Source organism: Streptomyces sp. NPDC002577, from assembly GCF_053594815.1.
In genome coordinates this window covers 112,627-131,206 of the sequence record NZ_JBSFWK010000004.1, presented here as the reverse complement: position 1 = coordinate 131,206, position 18,580 = coordinate 112,627, and the positions used below count along the sequence as shown (strand labels likewise).

The 18,580-nt window shown below is 69.7% G+C and carries 20 protein-coding genes; 12 read left to right on the top strand and 8 right to left on the bottom strand.

Features of this window, described 5'->3' with window-relative positions:
* The 8 genes from pucL to ACWD4J_RS08115 form a co-directional block, all read right to left on the bottom strand.
* Positions 1 to 897, bottom strand: a complete 897-nt coding sequence (gene pucL / locus ACWD4J_RS08150; protein WP_451394487.1) for a factor-independent urate hydroxylase — start codon at positions 895 to 897, stop codon at positions 1 to 3.
* A 2-nt stretch (positions 898 to 899) separates the two neighbouring features.
* Positions 900 to 1,313 carry a hydroxyisourate hydrolase gene (gene uraH / locus ACWD4J_RS08145; RefSeq protein WP_451394486.1) on the bottom strand — a complete coding sequence of 138 codons (414 nt, stop codon included), beginning with the start codon at positions 1,311 to 1,313 and terminating at the stop codon, positions 900 to 902.
* Positions 1,310 to 1,840: a 2-oxo-4-hydroxy-4-carboxy-5-ureidoimidazoline decarboxylase gene (gene uraD, locus ACWD4J_RS08140; protein ID WP_451394485.1), complete on the bottom strand. Its 531-nt coding sequence runs from the start codon at positions 1,838 to 1,840 to the stop codon at positions 1,310 to 1,312. Before uraD ends, uraH begins: the two co-directional genes overlap by 4 nt.
* 129 nt (positions 1,841 to 1,969) lie before the next feature.
* Positions 1,970 to 2,347, bottom strand: coding sequence for a helix-turn-helix domain-containing protein (locus ACWD4J_RS08135; protein WP_451394484.1), 378 nt, complete (start codon positions 2,345 to 2,347; stop codon positions 1,970 to 1,972).
* Positions 2,344 to 2,595, bottom strand: a complete 252-nt coding sequence (locus ACWD4J_RS08130; RefSeq protein WP_451394483.1) for a hypothetical protein — start codon at positions 2,593 to 2,595, stop codon at positions 2,344 to 2,346. Before ACWD4J_RS08130 ends, ACWD4J_RS08135 begins: the two co-directional genes overlap by 4 nt.
* 85 nt (positions 2,596 to 2,680) lie before the next feature.
* On the bottom strand, positions 2,681 to 3,835 hold the full coding sequence (locus tag ACWD4J_RS08125; RefSeq protein WP_451394482.1) for a hypothetical protein: 1,155 nt from the start codon (positions 3,833 to 3,835) through the stop codon (positions 2,681 to 2,683).
* A 220-nt stretch (positions 3,836 to 4,055) separates the two neighbouring features.
* Complete coding sequence (locus ACWD4J_RS08120; RefSeq protein WP_451394481.1) at positions 4,056 to 4,316, bottom strand: hypothetical protein; 261 nt, start codon at positions 4,314 to 4,316, stop codon at positions 4,056 to 4,058.
* 337 nt (positions 4,317 to 4,653) lie between these two features.
* Positions 4,654 to 5,448: an SGNH/GDSL hydrolase family protein gene (locus tag ACWD4J_RS08115; RefSeq protein ID WP_451394480.1), complete on the bottom strand. Its 795-nt coding sequence runs from the start codon at positions 5,446 to 5,448 to the stop codon at positions 4,654 to 4,656.
* A gap of 412 nt (positions 5,449 to 5,860) precedes the next feature.
* On the opposite strand from ACWD4J_RS08115, the gene ACWD4J_RS08110 reads away from it, so the two are divergent.
* From ACWD4J_RS08110 to ACWD4J_RS08055, 12 genes are all read left to right on the top strand, one after another.
* Positions 5,861 to 6,976, top strand: a complete 1,116-nt coding sequence (locus tag ACWD4J_RS08110) for a lytic transglycosylase domain-containing protein (protein WP_451394479.1) — start codon at positions 5,861 to 5,863, stop codon at positions 6,974 to 6,976.
* 58 nt (positions 6,977 to 7,034) lie between these two features.
* Positions 7,035 to 8,105, top strand: coding sequence for a sigma-70 family RNA polymerase sigma factor (locus ACWD4J_RS08105; protein WP_451394478.1), 1,071 nt, complete (start codon positions 7,035 to 7,037; stop codon positions 8,103 to 8,105).
* Between the two features lie 110 nt (positions 8,106 to 8,215).
* The gene (locus tag ACWD4J_RS08100) at positions 8,216 to 9,169 is read left to right on the top strand and encodes an ABC transporter ATP-binding protein (RefSeq protein ID WP_451394477.1); all 954 of its coding nucleotides are present in this window, start codon (positions 8,216 to 8,218) and stop codon (positions 9,167 to 9,169) included.
* Positions 9,166 to 9,936: an MlaE family ABC transporter permease gene (locus tag ACWD4J_RS08095; RefSeq protein ID WP_451394476.1), complete on the top strand. Its 771-nt coding sequence runs from the start codon at positions 9,166 to 9,168 to the stop codon at positions 9,934 to 9,936. Before ACWD4J_RS08100 ends, ACWD4J_RS08095 begins: the two co-directional genes overlap by 4 nt.
* Positions 9,937 to 9,939: 3 nt before the next feature.
* A complete protein-coding gene (locus ACWD4J_RS08090; protein ID WP_351292915.1) occupies positions 9,940 to 10,767 on the top strand; it encodes an MlaE family ABC transporter permease in 828 nt (275 codons plus the stop codon).
* Between the two features lie 5 nt (positions 10,768 to 10,772).
* Entirely contained in the window at positions 10,773 to 12,038 is a 1,266-nt protein-coding gene (locus ACWD4J_RS08085; protein ID WP_451394475.1) for an MCE family protein, read from the top strand.
* Positions 12,035 to 13,087, top strand: coding sequence for an MCE family protein (locus ACWD4J_RS08080; protein WP_451394474.1), 1,053 nt, complete (start codon positions 12,035 to 12,037; stop codon positions 13,085 to 13,087). Before ACWD4J_RS08085 ends, ACWD4J_RS08080 begins: the two co-directional genes overlap by 4 nt.
* Positions 13,088 to 13,188: 101 nt before the next feature.
* On the top strand, positions 13,189 to 14,169 hold the full coding sequence (locus ACWD4J_RS08075) for an MCE family protein (RefSeq protein WP_451394705.1): 981 nt from the start codon (positions 13,189 to 13,191) through the stop codon (positions 14,167 to 14,169).
* Positions 14,166 to 15,335 (top strand): MCE family protein, encoded by a 1,170-nt coding sequence (locus ACWD4J_RS08070; protein WP_451394473.1) that lies wholly within the window; start codon positions 14,166 to 14,168, stop codon positions 15,333 to 15,335. Before ACWD4J_RS08075 ends, ACWD4J_RS08070 begins: the two co-directional genes overlap by 4 nt.
* Positions 15,336 to 15,430: 95 nt before the next feature.
* Positions 15,431 to 16,726, top strand: coding sequence for an MCE family protein (locus ACWD4J_RS08065; RefSeq protein WP_451394704.1), 1,296 nt, complete (start codon positions 15,431 to 15,433; stop codon positions 16,724 to 16,726).
* Positions 16,723 to 17,997 (top strand): MCE family protein, encoded by a 1,275-nt coding sequence (locus ACWD4J_RS08060; RefSeq protein WP_451394472.1) that lies wholly within the window; start codon positions 16,723 to 16,725, stop codon positions 17,995 to 17,997. The genes ACWD4J_RS08065 and ACWD4J_RS08060 overlap by 4 nt, the downstream gene beginning before the upstream one ends.
* On the top strand, positions 17,970 to 18,578 hold the full coding sequence (locus tag ACWD4J_RS08055) for a hypothetical protein (RefSeq protein ID WP_451394471.1): 609 nt from the start codon (positions 17,970 to 17,972) through the stop codon (positions 18,576 to 18,578). Before ACWD4J_RS08060 ends, ACWD4J_RS08055 begins: the two co-directional genes overlap by 28 nt.
* The last annotated feature ends 2 nt before the right edge of the window (positions 18,579 to 18,580 follow it).

Sequence of the window (18,580 nt, the reverse complement as noted above, 5' to 3'; positions counted from 1 at the left end):
CTAGAGGTTGGTGAGGTCCACCGGGATACGCGCCTCGCATCCGTCCCGCAGGACGGTCGCCTCGATGAGGCCGTAGGGGCGGTCGGCGGCGAAGTACACCTCGTTGTCGTTCTTCAGGCCGAACGGCTCGAGGTCGACGAGGAAGTGGTGCTTGTTCGGGAGGGAGAAGCGGACCTCGTCGATCTCGCCGCGGTTGTCGATGATCCGCGCGCCCATCTCGTAGAGGGTCTGCTGCAGCGACAGCGAGTACGTCTCCGCGAAGGCCTCCAGCATGTGCCTCTTGGCCTGCTCGTACGACGTGTCCCAGGCGGGTGCGGTCTCCTCGTCGCCGGTCCAGTTGAACCGCCAGCGGCCGGAGACCTCGGTGGCGAGGATGCGGTCGTACGCCTCCGGGAGCGTCGTGTACTTGTCCTTGACGTAGCCCCAGAACTCCGAGTCGGTGGAGTTCATCACGACGAGGTCCTTGAGGCCGGAGATCACCTCCCAGCCCTCGCTCTCGTCGTACGTGATCTGGGTCAGGCGGGTCTCCTGGCCCTTGCGGACGAAAGAGTGCGCGCGCTCTCCGGGATGCTCGATGCGCTCCCAGGCGTACTCCTCGATGCGGATCCGGGCCCGGTGGATCGGCTCCTGACTCGTCACGAAGTGCCGGGCGAGGTGGATGCCGAACTGCTCGGCGGACTCGATGCCGTGCTCCTTGGCGAACGCGTACACCGTGTTCTTGGTGGTGTCGGTCGGCAGGACGTTGGCGTTCGAACCGGAGTAGTGGACCTCGTCCATGTCACCGCTCAGCGACACCGAGACGTTGAGGTCCTTGATGTGGTGGGTGGCGCCGTCCCGCGTGATGCGTACGACGCGGTTCTCCGCCTTGCCGTACTGGTTCTGTCCCAGGATGGGCATCGCTAGCTCCCTCGGTATACGGAGTAGCCGTACGGGTTGAGCAGCAGCGGTACGTGGTAGTGCTCGCCCGGCACGACGGCGAACGTGATCGCCACCTCCGGGAAGAACACCCCGGGTGCGCTGTCCCGATTCGCGGGGGCGTCCTGCTGCGCCTCGGCTTGCTTGTCCTCGAGATTCTCGAATTTCTCGAAGTACGGCTCGACGGCGAAGTCGAGCCGTACATGGGTCGTGCCTTGCGGCGGCGCCGGGAGATCCCTGCACCGCCCGTCCGCGTCGGTTGCGGAGCCCCCGAGCGCCTGCCAGTCGGCGTCCCGGCCGCTGCGGGCCGCAAGCCGGACGGCGACGCCCGCTGCGGGGCGGCCGATGCTGGTGTCCAGGATGTGCGTGGACACCGAGGCGGTGGTGTCGGTGCTCATGCCGTGTCCTCTTCGAGGAGTCGGGTCAGCCGGATGCGGTTGATCTTGCCCAGTTCGGTGCGGACGATGTCACGCTCCTGCTCGGGCGAGTTCCCGATCCGGGTCTTCACCGCGTCCCGCATCTGCTCGCCGGTCAGGCCGGTGGCGCAGATCAGGAAGACGTGGCCGAACCTGCCCTGGTACGCCAGGTTCAGTTCGAGCATCTCCGCCTTGAGCTCTTCGGACGCTCCGGCCATGCCCCGTTGTTCGCGCGAGGAGGTCGGGTCTCCCGGCTTGGGGCGGCCGATGGGCGGGTGTCCCGCCATCGCCTCTTCCAGATCCGCGGTCGTGAGCCCGGCCATGGCGGCGTCGCTCGCGGCGAGCAGATCGTCGGCGGTGGCGAAGGGGCGCCGGCCGAGGAGCGCGCTGCCCCAGGCCGATGAGGCGCACACCTCGTGGAGGAGGTCGGCGGCCTCGGCCTCCGGCAGGGTGTTGAACCGGGCCAGGCCGTCCGTCTCGGAACCAGGTGTCGTCGGACTCGACGTCACGGGATGCCTCCGTGGCCTTGATGAGGGCTTGATGAGGGACGGGCTGGAACAACCCAATACCCTCGACGACCCGGGTGTCAACAGTTTGTTGAATTCACCGGGTGGGGGTCCACCTAGGCCGTGAGCGGGCTACTGGCGCTGGGCGGCGTTCTCCCTGTTGAGGTAGTTGTAGACGGTGAAGCGGCTCACCCCGAGCGCGCTCGCCACCGTCTCGACGCCGTGCCGCACGGAGAACGCGCCCCGGCCCTCCAGCGCCTTCACGACCTGCTGCTTCTCCTTGCGGTCGAGCTCGGCGAGCGGTTTGCCGTGCTTGCGCTCGAGGGCGGCCAGGATGTGATCCAGCGAGTCGGCGAGCTGCGGCAGCCGTACGGCGACCGCGTCCCGGCCCTCCCAGGTGAGGACGACGTCGTCATCGCCCGCCTGGTCCGGCGGCAGCATCTCGCCCCCCATCGCGTCCACGAGCGGCTTGACGGCCATGACGAAGGGGTCGTCTCCGATACCGGTCACCGGTCGCCCTCCCCGACCACGTTGATCTGAAGGGAGATCCGGGTCGCACCCGCGTCCAGGGTCTTGCGCAGCAGCGCGTCCACCGCGGTCAGGACGACATCCACGCCACCCTCCGCCGTATTGCCGAACGGTCCGACGTCGACGGCTTCCAGCTCGGCCGCCTCGATGACCTCGCGGGCCACCAGGGCGTGCTGCGGCGTCTCGTCCAGATCGAAGGGCTCGGTCGTGAACTCCACTTTCAATCGCACTGTGCCCCCATTGGCATCCGCTGTGACCTATGCCCCAGCCGCTCCGAGACGACCTTAACCGACTCTCCCCCAGCGGCTGTGGGCCTTACGGCGCGGCGGCGGACAGTGCGCCGAGCACGTACGGCAGGTCCTCGCCGCCCGCGCCGATCAGCACTCGCGCCCCGGGCACCGGTCCGCCCACGGCCTCGCACTCGGCAATGAGCGGGAGCTGCGCCTCCTGCGCCCCGCTCGCCCCGCCTGTACGCCGGTAGGAGGCGAACCGCAGCCGCAGCGGGTCGTCGCGGTGCGGCGGCCGCACCCGGACCAGCCGCAGCACCGCGGGGAACGGCCGCACCCCGAAGGTGCCGGTACCCGGTCCGGGCACGGCAGCGAGTCCCTGCGGGTCCGTCCGCAGCCACCCCATCGACAGCGCCTTCCACGGGCCCGGCCCCCATACGACACCCGGGAAGCGGCGCTCGGTCACGGAAGCGACGGGCTCCATCCGGTCCAGCGCCGGCAGCCTGCGCCGTACCCATCGGTGCGCCCAGCGGGCCATGCCCACCGCGCTCACCGCGCCTACGACACCCGCGGTCCACGCCATCGTGCGGGGCGAGTGTTCCGCGAACAGCGCGCCCAGGGCCCCGCCCAGCCCTGCCATGGTGAAGGTCACCCCCGGCACCGTCGTCTGCCAGGGCCAGTTCAACCGGGATGCACCCCCGCGCACGATCCGCCACAGCCCCGCCCACAGGACCGCCGCGCCCAGCCCGGCGACGGCCGCCCCGAATGCGGCGGGCGGCGTGAACTCCCGGCCCGGGTAGTGCGCTGTGCGGATCGTCAGCTCTTCACCGCCCGCCGACACCGCCAGCAGCCGCACCGAATCGCGCCACCAGTACAGGGACGCCTCTCCGCGCCCGTCGGCGGCTTCGACGACGTCCTCGTCTGCGTCGTCGACCTGCAGCGTGAGGGCCAGCGTGCGCCCGTCGGACCGGCCGAACTCGAACCGGTAGCGGGGCCCGGTCTTGGTGTTCCGCTTCAGCAGTACGTCGTCCACCGCCACTTGCTCCGCCCGCAGGCAGAAGGGCTCCTGGTACCGGTCCCCGCACACCTTCAGGCTGTCCGTGTCCCGCCCATCGGCGTCACGTATCTCCAGGCGCGGGAAATCGAGGTCGTCGGCGCGGTCGCGCTCCGCGCTCTGCGCCAGCTGCCACGCCGCCCCGAGCAGCACGACGGCCAGCACAACCCGCACCGTCCCCCACACCACGTCATGCACCCGCCCGCGCACAAGCCCCGCCTCCCGGCCCCCGGCCGCCCCTCGCGCCGGTGAATCCCACCCGCCTCGACCCGCCACCACCCCTTCACATCGCAAGTAGGCCCGTCGGCCTGAGGAATACCCTCAGGCCGACGGGCGTGGCGACTTGCCGCGGCGACGGCATTCTGATCTGAAACCGACGGCCGGCTGGCGCGCCTGACGCGCGAACCGCTTACCGCCAGTTGCGGTAGTCCCAGCGCCATCCACGGTCCTGGCCGTAGTGATGACGGTGACCGTAACCGTAGTGGTGGCCGAACTGCTGGCGGTAGTGGTGGCCGTACGGCTGGCCGTACGGCTGGCCGTACGGCTGGCCATAGTGGTGGCCGCGGTCGCGGTCGTGGTCGTGGTCGGCGGCGGAGGCGGGAAGTGCGCCGGCGCCGAGGATCGCCCCGGCCACGAGCACCGCAGCGGCGATGCGCTTGCTGTGAGACATGAGTGGTTCCCCTTCGTTGCAGGATGCGGCGAGAAACTCGCCGATCACGATGCGGAACTGTCGGCTATTCACCGACGAAGGGAATCTTCCCGCCAAACTACGGCAAACGTCTGCGTACACTCTACGAATTTCCAAATTAGGACAATTCTCATCTTTCTTCTCAATGCTGTTCGGGTGTGCGTGTCGACGTGACCCTGACCAGCCGTCATGCACTCCCCGCGTCACCGGACCTTCCCGAGCTATCAGCCACCGGAGGGCGGTACGCGACCCACGGCGCGTACCGCCCGGCCGGCGGGGACCAGGTGCGGCTCTCAGCGGTGGCGCAGGGGCCGCCGGATCACGCCTTGGCCTTGAAGACCGGCAGATAGCCGAGGGCCTGGCCGTCCTCGTTGGGGTGGTACGAGTTGCCGACAGGGATGGTCAGACTGTGCAGCCATTCGTCGCCCGAGCAGATCTCGTGCCCGGTGAAGATGGTCCGGACGTCACCGAAGCTGAAGCCGTAGGCCGCGGCGCGGGCCGAGATCACGGAGTTCAGCTGGTCCGACGCGGCGTTGAGGGCCGCGCGCTCGCTCTCCCGCAGCCCGACGATGCAGGTGCCGTCGAGCATGTAGAGACGGGGGTAACCCATCACGACGACCCGGGCGTTCGGCGCCCTGGTCTTGATGGTCGAGTACAGGGTGTTGAGCCTGCCGGGCAGCAGGCTGGACATCTGGGACCGGGCGGTCGCGACGGCCGACAGGCAGCTGTCCTCGCCCTCGAGGATGCAGGTCGTCATGACGTCGGCGAAGCCCACGTCGTTGCCGCCGGCGCTGACGCTGATCAGCCCGGTGCCGGTGCTCAGCGGCGCCAGCTGCCCGCTGATCACGGTCGTGGTGGTGGCTCCCGAACACGCGGTGAAAGAGAAGGACGAGGGGCTGTTGGCCGCGGCCCACAGCGAGGGGTAGGAGTTGGCGCTGCGCTTGCAGTCACCGCTGTCGCCGTAGTCGCCGGCTCCGGTTCCGGACGAATAGCTGTCGCCCAGCGCCACATATGCGGGGGCTGCGGCTGCAGCCTGCTGAGCACCCATCACAACACCGACGAACGCGACGAGCAGAGCCGCGAGGACCGACGCCGGTCTGCGGAACAGCTTCATGAAGGCTCCTGGAGTGAGGTGAAACGCCCTGTTGTGCCCTGGTTCTGAATCCCTTTCAGAAGCCGGGGCGGCTTGGTTGCGGATGCCGGCCCCGGACCTGACTTCTCGTGAGATGGAGGCGGAGTGCGGAATGAAATGGAGAGAAATGGCAGGTTCATGACAGAACGCGATGCAAGAAAAACTGCATCGCGCCGTGCCGTGCTGGACCGTACTGCAGCAGATCAGGCCGCGTCTACGCGCATGGACAAAGTCAGTTGCACACATCGCGGCAGCTGCAAGTCGCCTTGCGATCGCGAACGCGTGATGAACAACTCGGGCGACGGACCGGCCCCTCGTCCCCGTAGAGCAGATGACGGAAGCCGTGCCGTCCTCATCTGCGGTGCGGCGACGCGACAGGAGGGGCTGCTGCGCCATGGCAGAACGCACACGAAGAGGGAAGGGAAGACGGGTCAGGGGAACGGCGATCGCGGCGGCGGCCATGGCCGTGCTGACCGCGTCCCAGGCACCGGGGGCGGTGGCACGGGCTTCGGCCCCCACCCCGGAGAGCACGGCGGACCACGGTCCGAGCGTCTCCGGGGACACGCCGTTCCGCGCCGAACTCCCGCCGCTGCAGCGGCGGCACGAGTCGGACGCGGCTGCGGCGGACGACGCAGTGCCGGCGGACTCCACCGCGGTCGGCGGCGCGCTGCCGGCGACCGTCTTCGCCGCGTACCGGCATGCGGAATCGGAACTCGCGCGCACCGCGCCCGGTTGCAATCTGCGGTGGCAACTACTCGCCGCGATCGGCCAGGCGGAGTCCGGTCAGGCGCGCGGCGGCCGGGTGACCGCAGACGGCACGACGCGGACGCCGATTCTCGGGCCGCGTCTCGACGGCGACGGCTTCGCCCTCATCCGGGACAGCGACGGCGGTGCGTACGACGGAGACGCGGCCTACGACCGGGCGGTCGGCCCGATGCAGTTCATCCCGTCGACCTGGGCGTCCTGGGGCGCCGACGGCAACGGCGACGGACGCGCCGATCCACACAACATCTACGACGCCGCACTCGCCGCCGGCCGCTATCTGTGCGCGGGCGGTCGAGACCTCTCCGAACCGGGCGACCTGGACCGGGCGATCCTCGGCTACAACCACTCGGGGGCCTATCTCCGTACGGTCAAGGCCTGGTTCGCGTACTTCCTCGAAGGGCACCGGGTGGTGCCGGACGACCCCGCGGCGTCCGACGCGAGCCCGAAGCGGAAGGCGGCGGAGAAGGAGCGCCCCAAGGGCTCGCAGGCTTCCTCGCGGCGGGAGCCCCGTCCCGGCGACGGCTCGGGCACGCCGTCGTCCCCCGCGCCCGCATCGCCCGCGCCCTCGCCCACGCCTTCGAAGACCCGCCCGGCGCAGGAGACGGAGGAGCCTTCATTGCCCCTTCCGGAGCCCACCCTCACCCTGCCCGGAGGCGGGGTGCTGACGGACGCCAAGCCGCTGGCCAGCAACGGTAAGGACTCGATGGCCGCCTCCCCCTCCACAACGGCGGATACCGGGCGGTAATGTCGCCACCCGCCGGGCAAGCACGGAACGACCGGCGGGTGAGCGCGAAGGGGCCCTCATGGCGACGGACATGCATCCCGAGTCCCCGGACGGGGCGGGTGAAGGGCCCGAGCAGCCGGACGGTGAGCGGGACCGCTGGCAGCGCATGTGGAGCCACCGCGAACAGCTGCTCAAGGTGGCCCGCCGCCGTTCGCTCAGCCCTGAGGACGCAGAGGACGCCGTGCACGAGGCGATGCTGCGCGCCGCGGAGCGGCCGGATCTCGACGACGAGCGGCTCGGGGCCTGGCTGACGACCGTGACGATGCGGCTGTGCATCGACCGCCATCGGCAGGTCAACCGCGAGGCCGAGGTGCGTACCAGCCCCACACTGCTGACGCCGGGGCCTGTGCCCGTCGATGAGGCGGTGTGCGACCGGGCCGAGGCGAAGTGGCTCGCCGTCCGCAGCAACGAGCTGCCCGCGCGGCAGGCGGAGGCGATCTGGCTGAAGTCCGAGGACCTGGACGTCGGGCAGGTCGCCGTCAAGATGGGGCTGAGCTACCGGACGGTCGAGTCGCTGCTCGCCCGGGCCCGGCGGACGCTGCGCGCTTCGCTGGCCGGCACGCTGGGTGTCGTCCTGTTCCTGGTCGGACGCGGACGGCCACGGGCCGGCGGCCACGTGCAGATGGTCGCGGTGGCCTCGACGGCGGCGACCCTGGTGGTGGCGGGGTTCGTGCTGCCGTACGCGCACGACTGGGGCGGGAACGGCACGGCGCCCCGGCCGTCCGTCTCGGACACCGCGCAGACCACCGAGGTGAGGAGGACGGACGCGAGCGGCCGGGCGCCCGATCCGGGTGCGCGCGATCTCACGGCGACGCCGTCGGCCGGCGGTACGAGGGGAACGGGGTCGGCGAGCGGCGGGTCGTTGGTGCGGCTGTCCCTTCCGCCCGTGGAGGGGGTCTCCGTGAATCCACTGCCGACGCTGTCGGCCCCAGGGGGGCTGGACGTGCCGCAGATTCCGGCGGTGCCCGACGTCCCGTCCGTGCCGGTGCCGGATGCTTCCCTGCCGACGGCGCTTGAGACGCCTTCCGTACCGGCGGTCCCGGACATCACGGCGCCCCCCGGCACGTCTGCGCTGGTGGACGCGCCCTGATCCGCACCCGATCCGAGCCGGAAAAAAATCGGTCACCGGAGCGACGGACACCCTTCCCCTCCCCGTAGAGCAGATGTCGGAGCTGCTCCACGGGCCGAAGGGTGGACCGGATGGGTGTCGAGATCTGTGTGGAAGGGCTGACCAAGTCCTTCGGACACCAGGTCATCTGGCAGGACGTCTCGCTGACGCTGCCTGCCGGGGAGGTATCGGTGATGCTCGGCCCCTCGGGTACGGGCAAGTCGGTGTTCCTCAAGACGCTCGTCGGGCTGCTCAAGCCGGAGAGGGGCTCGATCCGTATCGCGGGCCGGGACATCACGAAGCTCCGCGAGCACGATCTGTACGAGGTGCGGAAGCTGTTCGGCGTGCTGTTCCAGGACGGTGCGCTGTTCGGCTCCATGAACCTCTACGACAACATCGCCTTTCCGCTGCGGGAGCACACCCGTAAGCCCGAGAGCGAGATCCGGCGGATCGTCCTCGAGAAGATGGACATGGTCGGGCTGATCGGCGCCGAGGAGAAGCTGCCGGGCGAGATATCCGGTGGCATGCGGAAGAGGGCCGGTCTGGCGCGGGCCCTGGTGCTCGATCCGGAGATCATCCTCTTCGACGAGCCGGACTCCGGACTCGACCCGGTGCGCGTCGCGTATCTCAACCAGCTGATCGTCGATCTCAACGCCCAGATCGACGCGACGTTTCTGATCGTCACGCACGACATCGCCTCTGCCCGCCAGGTGCCGGACAACATCGGTCTCCTCTTCCGGCGCGAGCTGGTGATGTTCGGTCCCCGAGAGAAGCTGCTGACCAGCGACGAACCGGTCGTACGGCAGTTCCTGAACGGCCGGATGCAGGGGCCGATCGGCATGGCCGAGGAGAAGGACGCCGCCCAGGTCGAGCAGGAGCTGGCCCAGCTCGGGGAGGGCGACGGTGACCGCACGAAGTCTCGTGGCATTCCCGAGATGACTCCCCGCCTGCTGCCGAGCCCCGGCATCACCCGCCCGCCCCGCTGGGAGGCGATCGCCGGCCGCGAGGCCGCGCTGCACAGCGGGAAGGCGGTGACGGAGGCATGAGCCTGTCGCCCACGGGAGCGCTCCGGCAGTCCGGCAATCTGTTCGCGATGGCGCTGGACGTCGCCCGGACCATGCCCCGGCGTCCCTTCCAGGTACGGGAGTTCATCCAGCAGGCCTGGTTCATCGCGAGCGTCACGATTCTGCCCACGGCCCTCGTCTCCATCCCCTTCGGCGCGGTCATCGCGCTGCAGATCGGCAGCCTGACGCGGCAGCTCGGCGCCCAGTCGTTCTCGGGTGCCGCTTCCGTGCTGGCGGTGCTGCGGGAGGCGTCGCCGATCGTCACCGCGCTGCTGATCGCGGGCGCGGGCGGCACGGCGATCTGCGCGGACCTCGGGGCGCGGAAGATCCGCGAGGAGATCGACGCAATGCAGGTGCTCGGCATCGACCCGATCCACCGGCTCGTGGTGCCACGTGTCCTGGCGTCGATGGTGGTGGCCGTGCTGCTCAACGGCCTGGTGTCGGTGGTCGGCGTGGCGGGCGGCTACTTCTTCAACGTCATCCTGCAGAACGGCACGCCCGGCGCGTATCTGGCGTCCTTCACCACCCTCGCCCAGCTCTCCGACCTGTGGGCGGCCGAGATCAAGGCACTGGTGTTCGGCGCGATCGCCGCGATCGTCGCCTCCTACAAGGGCCTCACGGCGAAGGGCGGGCCGAAGGGCGTGGGCGACGCCGTGAACCAGTCGGTAGTGATCACCTTCATGTTGCTGTTCGTGACGAACTTCGTGATGACCGCCGTGTACTTCCAGATCGTTCCGCAGAGGGGCTGAGGCATGGCGCTGCTCAACCGTTTCGTCGGGCGCCCGCTCCGCTCCCTGGAGGAGCTGGGCACCCAACTGTCGTTCTACGGCCGCTCGCTGGCCTGGACCGGCCGCACCCTGCGCCGCTACAAGAAGGAGATCCTGCGTCTGCTGGCCGAGGTGAGCTTCGGCCGCGGCGCGCTCGCCGTGGTCGGCGGGACGGTCGGAGTGATCGCCTTCCTGTCCTTCTTCACCGGCACCGAGGTCGGCCTGCAGGGATATGCGGCGCTCAACCAGCTCGGCACCTCCAACTTCGTGGCGTTCCTGTCGGCGTACTTCAACACCCGTGAGATCGCCCCGCTGGTGGCCGGGCTCGCGCTGTCCGCGACCGTCGGCGCCGGGTTCACCGCCCAGCTCGGCGCGATGCGGATCAGCGAGGAGACCGACGCGCTCGAGGTGATGGGCGTGCCCTCGCTGCCGTTCCTGGTGACCACCCGCATGATCGCCGGTTTCGTCGCGGTCATCCCGCTGTACGTGATCGGGCTGCTGTCCTCGTACTTCGCCGCCCGGACGATCACCACCGGCTACTACGGGCAGTCGGCGGGCACCTACGACCACTACTTCCAGCAGTACCTGCCGCCCGTCGACGTGCTCTGGTCCTTCGGCAAGGTGATCGTCTTCGCCGTCGTGATCATCCTGGTGCACTGCTACTACGGCTACTACGCGAGCGGCGGCCCGGCGGGCGTCGGTGTCGCGGTGGGCCGCGCGGTGCGCACCTCGATCGTCGCCATCAACGTCCTGGACTTCTTCCTCTCGCTGGCGATCTGGGGCGCCAACACGACCGTACGGATTGCGGGGTAGGGCCGATGCGGATCGTCGCACAGAGGGCGAGACTGCGCCTGTACGGGGTCGTCTTCATCGCCGTCATCGCGCTGCTGCTCGGCCTGTCCGTGGCCGCCTACCAGCAGGTGTTCACCCCGGCCGTACGGATCACGCTGGAGGCCGACACGCTCGGCAACCAGCTGGAGCCGAGCGCGGACGTCAAGCTGCGCGGGCTGCTGGTGGGCGAGGTGCGCTCGGTGCGGGCCGACGGCGAGAAGGCGACGCTCGACATCGCGCTCAAGCCGGAGCAGGTCGCGAGCATCCCGGCTGATGTGCAGGCGCGGCTGCTGCCCAAGACGCTGTTCGGTGAGAAGTACGTCGATCTGGTGGTGCCGCGCGGCTCGTCGGGCCGGGCCATCCAGGCCGGGGACGTCATCACGCAGGACCGCACGAAGGTCGGCATGGAGGTGCAGCAGCTGATGAACGATCTGCTGCCGCTGCTGCGCACTGTGCAGCCCGGCAAGCTCAATGCCACGCTGTCCGCGTTCGCCGACGCCCTGGAAGGCCGCGGTGACCGGATCGGCGACAACCTCACTCGCGTCGAGCGCTATCTGCACCGCCTCAACCCGCACATGCCGTCGATACGGGAGGACATCTCCCGGTTCGCGGACGTCGCCGAGGTGTACGCCGACGCCGCGCCCGACCTGATGAGGATCCTGCGCAACACCGTGACCACCAGCCGCACTCTCGTCGAGAAGAAGGACCAGCTGGCCGCCGCGCTCACCACGACCGCCACGGTCGCGGGCACCGCGGACGACTTCCTCGGCGAGAACGGCGACCGGCTGATCACCCTCGGCCGGGTCTCCCGCCCCACGCTCGAGCTCTTCGCCCGCTACTCGCCCGAGTACCCCTGTCTCCTCTCTGGGCTGGTGCGGCAGGAGAAGGAGTTCGGGGAGACGTTCAAGGGCGGCGAGATGCACATCACCCTCGAAGTCGTCCGCCCGCAGTCCGCGTACGAACCCGGCGAGGAACCGCGCTATGCAGAACGATCGGGCCCGAACTGCCGAGGCCTGCCACATCCCCAGGTGCCCGCTCCGGCCATCAAGCTCGACGACGGCACGAAGTCGAAGTCGTCGGGCTCCGGGAGCGCCCTGCCCGGCGGGGTCGACGTGTCCGGCACCGCGGCCGAACAGCGCGCGATCGGCTCGCTCGTGGCGCCCGTCATGGGTGTGCCGGCCGACGAGGTGCCGCCGGTCGCCACGCTGCTGTTCGGGCCGATGGCCCGCGGAACGGCGGTGAGTGTCGCATGAGTGCCGGCCGGACAAGGGCCACGGGAGCCAGGGACACCGCTGCACCGCTGATCAAGTTCAGCCTGTTCGCGGCGGTGACACTGCTGGCGACGGCGATGCTCGGGGCCACGATCGTCCATGTCTCGTTCACGCCCGAGGACACGTACCGGGCTGTGTTCAGCGATGTCACCAGCCTGGAGAAGGGCGACGACATCCGCGTGGCAGGGGTGCGGGTCGGCGAGGTCGAGGACATCCGGATCAAGGACCGGACGCTGGCCGAGGTCACCTTCACGGTCAGCGCGGACCGCCCGCTGTTCACCAGCACCGGGGCCGTCATCCGCTACCGCAACCTGGTCGGGCAACGGTACATCTCGCTGACGGAGGGCGCGGGCGACGGCACGCGGCTGCGGCCGGGCGGCACGATTCCGCTGTCGCGGACGCAGCCCGCGCTGGACCTCAACGCGCTGCTGAACGGCTTCAAGCCGCTGTTCGCCGCGCTCAGCCCGAACGACGTCAACCAGCTCGCCACCGAGATCATCAAGACGCTGCAGGGCGAGGGCGGCACGGTCAACAGCCTGCTCGCCCACACGGCCTCGCTCACCACGACGCTCGCCGACCGCGACGAGCTGATCGGGTCCGTGATCGACAACCTCAACACCGTGCTGGCGAAGCTGGACAAGCGCGGCGCCCGCTTCTCGGAACTGCTCGGACAACTGCGGCGGGTGATCTCCGGGCTGTCCGCCGACCGCAAGCCCATCGGGGACTCGCTGGTGAACATCGCCGATCTGACGGACGCCACCTCGGGGCTGCTCGAGGACGCCCGGCCGCCGCTGAAGGACGACATCGCCGGGCTGACCGAGCTCACCGGAACGCTGAACAAGAACGAGAAGACCGTGGAGGGCGTCCTGAAGCGGCTGCCGAACAAGCTCAACAAGCTGACCGGGACGGCGTCCTACGGCTCCTGGTTCAACTTCTACCTCTGCGACTTCGACGGCCGGATCGTGCTGCCGAAGACCAAAGAGGTGCTCTCCCCCGAGTTCCACGTCGCGCGGGCGAGGTGCAGCGGATGAGGACACGTCTCCTGCCCCGGAACATTCGCATGCCGAGGGGCCTGCGCATACCGAGGAGCCTTCGCATGCCGAACGGCCTGCCCCGGCTCCGGCGGCCGCGCATGACCCCGTTCCGCGAGAAGAACCCCGTGGTGATCGGCGCCGTCGGCCTCACCACGCTCGCCCTGCTGACCGTCGCCGCGTTCAACGCCGACGACCTGCCGCTGATCGGCGGCGGCGACACGTACAGCGCGGCCTTCTCGGAGGCCGGCGGTCTCAAGCCGGGCGACGAGGTGCGGATCGCCGGGGTCAAGGTCGGCAAGGTCGAGGACGTCGACCTGGACGGCGACCACGTGAAGGTGGTCTTCAAGGTCAAGGGAGACCCGGAGTTCGGCACCAGGACCGGCGCGTCGATCCGGGTCAAGACGATCCTCGGCGCGAAGTACCTGGCCCTGAACCCGAAGGGCCCCGGACAGCTGAAGCCCGGCAGCGAGATCCCGCTGAGCCGGACCGTTCCGGCGTACGACGTCGTGCAGGCGTTCAGCGAGCTGACCACCACGACCGAGAAGGTCGACACCGATCAGCTCGCGACCGCCCTGGACACCATCTCCGCCACCTTCCAGGACTCCCCCGCCGAGGTACGGGCGTCCATCAAGGGACTGTCGAAGATCTCCCGGACGGTGGCCTCTCGCGACGAGGCGCTGCGTGAACTCCTCGACCACGCCAACGGGGTCACCGGTGTGCTGGCCGAGCGCTCCAAGGACTTCACCGCACTGGTCGAGGACGGCGACCGGCTGTTCAAGGAGATCAGCAAGCGGCGTACTGCCATCCACAACCTGCTGGGGAGCGCGGCCGCCCTCGGCATCCAGCTCTCCGGCCTGGTCGCTGACAACCGCAAGCAGATCGGCCCGGCACTCGAGAGCCTGAACACCGTGGTCTCCATGCTCGAACGCAATCAGGCGAGCCTCGACCGGAGCGTCCAGCTCCTCGCGCCCTATGTGCGGGTCTTCACCAACACCCTCGGCAACGGCCACTGGTTCGACGGCTATGTGCAGAACCTGGTCGTCGCTCCGGTGACCCCGCGGACGGGAGGCTCGCGATGAAGGGACGCCTCATCACACTCACCTCGCCGAAGGGCCGCCGGGTCCGGCTTCTGGCGCTGCTCACCGCGCTGGCGGTCGTCGTCACGCTCGCCGTCGTCCTGTGGCCGCGGCCCGAACCCGTGCGCGTCACGGCGTACTTCCCGCGCACTGTCGGGATCTACCCCGGCTCGGACGTACGCGTCCTCGGTGTCCGCATCGGCGAGGTCAAGAAGATCACGCCGGAGGGCACCCGGGTGCGGGTGGAGCTGGAGTACGACGAGGGGCGCAAGGTCCCCGCGGACGCCAAGGCCGCCATCATCAACTCCTCGGTGGTCAGCGACCGTTATGTGCAGCTGCTGCCGGTGTACCGGGGCGGCCCGGTGATGCGGGAAGGCTCTGTCATACCCGAGTCGCGCACGGCCGTGCCGGTCGAGCTGGACCGGATCTTCGACAGCCTGCACACCACCGCCGAAGCTCTCGGCCCGAAGGGCGCCAACAAGGACGGCTCCCTGTCGCGGCTGCTCGGTGTCAGTGCCGACAACCTCGACGGGCAGGGAAAGAACCTGAACCAGACCGTCGAGGACCTCTCGCAGGCCGTCACCACGCTGTCCGACGGCCGCAAGGACCTGTTCGGCACGGTTCAGAACCTGCAGGTGTTCACCGCCGCACTGGCGTCCGACGACCAGAGCGTGCGGTCCTTCAACAGCAACCTCGCCAAGGTGGCCGATCAGCTCGCCGGGGAACGCGAGGACCTGGCCGCCGCGCTGAAGCATCTCGCGACGGCCCTCGGGGACGTGGCCGAGTTCGTGAAGAACAACAAGAAGTCCCTCACGTCCGATGTGAAGGGCCTCAGCAAGGTCACCAAGGTGCTGGTCCGGCAGCGGGCCGCGCTGGACGAGCTGCTGAAGGTCGCCCCCACGGGCCTGTCCAACCTGCAGAACGCCTACAACCCGGCCTCCGGGACCCTCGACACCCGCAACAACGCAGACCAGGCGCAGGACCCGGCCTCGCTGCTGTGCTCCATTCTGAAGACGACCGGGGACGAGGGCGGCAAGAACCCCGACTGCCAGGAGCTGAAGAAGCTCTTCGACTCGCTGCCGCAACTGCCGACGGCCGGGACGCAGGCGGCCTCGGGCACAGGCACGGTCGACAAGACGCTCGGCGGGATCCTGGAGGCCGGCGCGTGAGCGAGCTGCGTGATGAGGCACGGCGCAAGGGCGTGCCGCGTGTTGAGGCGCGACGCAAGGGTGTGCCGCGTGTTGAGGCGCGACGCAAGGGCGTGCTGCGCAAGGGCGGGGTGCTCGGCGCGGCCGCCTGGGCGGCGGTGGGTTCACTGCTGCTGTGCGGCTGCGAGTTCAACGGCCTGTCCGACGTCGACCTGCCCGGGGGCGCGGCCGCGGACGGCCACGCCTACCACGTCACCGTCGAGTTCAGGGACGTCCTCGATCTGGTGCCGCAGTCGGCCGTGAAGGTCAACGACGTCACCGTCGGCGCCGTCGAGAAGGTCGAGCTGGTGGGCTGGCACGCGCGCGTGCGGCTGCGGGTCGCCGACTCCGTGAAGCTGCCCGCCAACGCCGTGGCCGAGCTGCGGCAGACGAGCATGCTCGGCGAGAAGTACGTGGCCCTGTCCGCGCCGACCGACGCCAAGCCCGTGGGCCGGCTCGGCGACGGCGACCGTATCCCGCTGTCCCGCAGCGGCCGCAACCCGGAGATCGAGGAAGTCCTCTCCGCCCTGTCCGCGCTCCTCAACGGCGGCGGCGTGGCCCAGCTCAAGACGATCACCGTGGAGCTGAACAAGGCCCTGGATGGCCGTGAGAACCGGGTCCGGTCGCTGCTGAAGGAGCTGGACACGTTCCTCGGAGGCCTCGACTCGCAGCGCAAGGACATCGTCCGCGCCCTCGAGGGCGTCGACCGGCTCGCCAAGCGGCTGAGGAGCGAGAAGAAGGCGATCGCCGAGGCCGTCGACACGATGCCGGCCGCGCTCAAGGTGCTCGCCGACCAGCGGCGGAACCTGACCAGGATGCTCACCGCCCTGTCGAAGCTCGGACAGACGGGCACCAAGGTCGTCAACGCGTCCAGGGACGACGTGGTCGCCAACCTGAAAGCGCTGCAACCGATCCTGGAGCAGCTCAACAAGGCGGGCGATGATCTGCCCAACTCCCTGGAGATCCTGACGACGTACCCGTTCCCGCGCAGCGCCACGGACGCGATCAAGGGCGACTACGTCAACCTGAAGATCACCGCCGATCTGGATCTGGCGGGCATCTACGGCAATCTCACGGGCGGTTCGTCCAAGGGCGACGGCGGCTCCGGCACACCGGACACCCCGCAGCTCCCGGACGTGCCCGAGGTGCCCAGCCTGCCCACGCCCACCTCGCTGCCGAAGACGCCCGGCACGCCCGACGTACCGGACACGCCCGTAACCCCCTCGTCCCCCTCGGGAGGCGACCTGCTGTGCCCGCCGGTGTGCACCAGCAGTTATGCCACGCAACGGTACGGCGGCCAGGACGGTGAGGGCCTGCCCACGGGGATCGATCTCGCGCTCGCCGAGCTGATGCTGAAGGGAATACAACCGTGATCACACGTACGGTCAAGGCCCAGCTGCTCGCCTTCGCCACCGTCACCGCCGTGGGCGTGTCGTACGTCGGCTCCCAGTACACAGGGCTCGCGGACAGCCTCCTCGGCCGCGGATACACCGTGCGGGCCGACTTCGCCGACTCCGGGGGCATCTTCCCCGGCGCGGAGGTCACATACCGGGGCGTGCCGGTGGGCCGCGTCGGGGAGCTGCGGCTGTCGGGCGAGGACGGGGTGTCGGTGGCGCTGAAGCTCGACGACGGGACGCGTATCCCCGCGGACACGCTCGCCGTGGTGGCGGACCGTTCCGCGGTGGGCGAGCAGTACGTGGACCTGCAGCCGCGCGGCAGCGGCGGCCCGTACCTGCTGGACGGCAGCACGATTCCCCGCTCCGACACGCGGGTGCCGCTGCCCACCACGGATCTCATCCTCAGCCTGGACCGGCTGGTGAACTCGGTCGGCAAGGACGATCTGCGCGTCACGATCGACGAGCTGGGTGACGCCTTCGCCGGTACGGGACCGCGCTTGAGCCGGCTGGTGGACTCCGGGAACAAGCTGGTCGATTCGGCCTCCGACTCGCTGCCGCAGACGATCTCCCTGATCGAGGACTCCCGCACGGTCCTCAAGACGCAGGCCGACCAGGGCTCGTCCATCAAGTCGTTCTCCCATGATCTCGCCGCCCTCACCGGGGAGTTGAAGAAGAGCGACGGCGACCTGCGCAAGCTGATCGGCAACGCGCCGCCCGCCGCGGAGGAGGTCGACTCGCTGCTGAAGTCCACGCGGCCGGATCTGCCGGTGCTGCTGGCCAATCTGATCAGCGGCGGCCAGGTCACGCTGGCCCGCCTGCCCGGTGTGGAGCAGGCGCTGGTCACCTTCCCCGTGGTGGTCGCGGGCAACTACACCGTCATCCCCGGTGACGGCACCACGCACTTCGGGCTGGTGCTCAATGCCGACGACCCGCCGGCCTGCACCCAGGGATACGGGACGCAGCGCCGCGACCCCGCGGACACGAGCACACGCGAGGCGAACACCAGCGCGCGGTGCACGGCCCCGCGCGGCAGCAAGACGTCGGTACGCGGCGCGCAGAACGCGCCCGGCGCATCGACCGGTTCGGGCGGCGCGAACCAGTCGCCGTACGTCACGCCGTACGACCCGGAGACCAACACCACGGTCGGCCCGGACGGAACGGCCGTCGAGATCGGCTCGACGGGCGGCGAACAGGGCACGTTCGGAAAGGAGTCGTGGCAATGGCTGCTCGTCGGACCGATGGCATGACAGACAGCTTCTTCGCACGGATACGGGCGATACGCCCGCTGCGGCGGCTCACGGCCGGGTCCGCGGACGGATCCGCGGACGGCTCCGGCCGGTCATGGTCCGGCCGCGGCCGGGCGTGGCCCGCGGGACTCGCCGCGGCGACCGTCCTGACGACGGCGGCGACCGGCTGGCTCAGCGTCCAACTGTACGAGCAGCACGAGGCCGAGCAGCGCCGCCAGGAGATCCTGGCCGCGGCCCGCCAGTCGGCGCTCAACTTCACCTCGATCGACTACCGGCACTACGACCGGGACAGCCGGAACGTACTGAAAGGCGCGACGGGTGACTTCAAGGAGCAGTTCGCGGCTCAGACCGAGCAGCTGACCAAGCTGGTCGCCCAGAACAAGTCGGTCTCCGAGGGCCAGGTCCTCGAAGCCGGCATCACCCGCTCCGACGAGCGCTCGGCCCGCGTCCTGGTGGTCGCCGACAGCAAGGTGAGCAACGCGTCGGCGCCACATGGCGAGGCCCGCACCTACCGGCTGCAGCTCGACCTCGTGCTCAAGGACGGCCGCTGGCTGACGTCCGGCGTCGAGTTCGTCGGCTGACC

Coding starts and splice junctions, on each gene's coding strand:
- pucL (WP_451394487.1), bottom strand. CDS start 897: ATGCCCATCCTGGGACAGAACCAGTACGGCAAGGCGGAGAACCGCGTC.
- uraH (WP_451394486.1), bottom strand. CDS start 1,313: ATGAGCACCGACACCACCGCCTCGGTGTCCACGCACATCCTGGACACC.
- ACWD4J_RS08120 (WP_451394481.1), bottom strand. CDS start 4,316: ATGTCTCACAGCAAGCGCATCGCCGCTGCGGTGCTCGTGGCCGGGGCG.
- ACWD4J_RS08115 (WP_451394480.1), bottom strand. CDS start 5,448: ATGAAGCTGTTCCGCAGACCGGCGTCGGTCCTCGCGGCTCTGCTCGTC.
- ACWD4J_RS08110 (WP_451394479.1), top strand. CDS start 5,861: ATGGCAGAACGCACACGAAGAGGGAAGGGAAGACGGGTCAGGGGAACG.
- ACWD4J_RS08105 (WP_451394478.1), top strand. CDS start 7,035: ATGGCGACGGACATGCATCCCGAGTCCCCGGACGGGGCGGGTGAAGGG.
- ACWD4J_RS08100 (WP_451394477.1), top strand. CDS start 8,216: ATGGGTGTCGAGATCTGTGTGGAAGGGCTGACCAAGTCCTTCGGACAC.
- ACWD4J_RS08095 (WP_451394476.1), top strand. CDS start 9,166: ATGAGCCTGTCGCCCACGGGAGCGCTCCGGCAGTCCGGCAATCTGTTC.
- ACWD4J_RS08090 (WP_351292915.1), top strand. CDS start 9,940: ATGGCGCTGCTCAACCGTTTCGTCGGGCGCCCGCTCCGCTCCCTGGAG.
- ACWD4J_RS08085 (WP_451394475.1), top strand. CDS start 10,773: ATGCGGATCGTCGCACAGAGGGCGAGACTGCGCCTGTACGGGGTCGTC.
- ACWD4J_RS08080 (WP_451394474.1), top strand. CDS start 12,035: ATGAGTGCCGGCCGGACAAGGGCCACGGGAGCCAGGGACACCGCTGCA.
- ACWD4J_RS08075 (WP_451394705.1), top strand. CDS start 13,189: ATGACCCCGTTCCGCGAGAAGAACCCCGTGGTGATCGGCGCCGTCGGC.
- ACWD4J_RS08070 (WP_451394473.1), top strand. CDS start 14,166: ATGAAGGGACGCCTCATCACACTCACCTCGCCGAAGGGCCGCCGGGTC.
- ACWD4J_RS08055 (WP_451394471.1), top strand. CDS start 17,970: ATGGCTGCTCGTCGGACCGATGGCATGACAGACAGCTTCTTCGCACGG.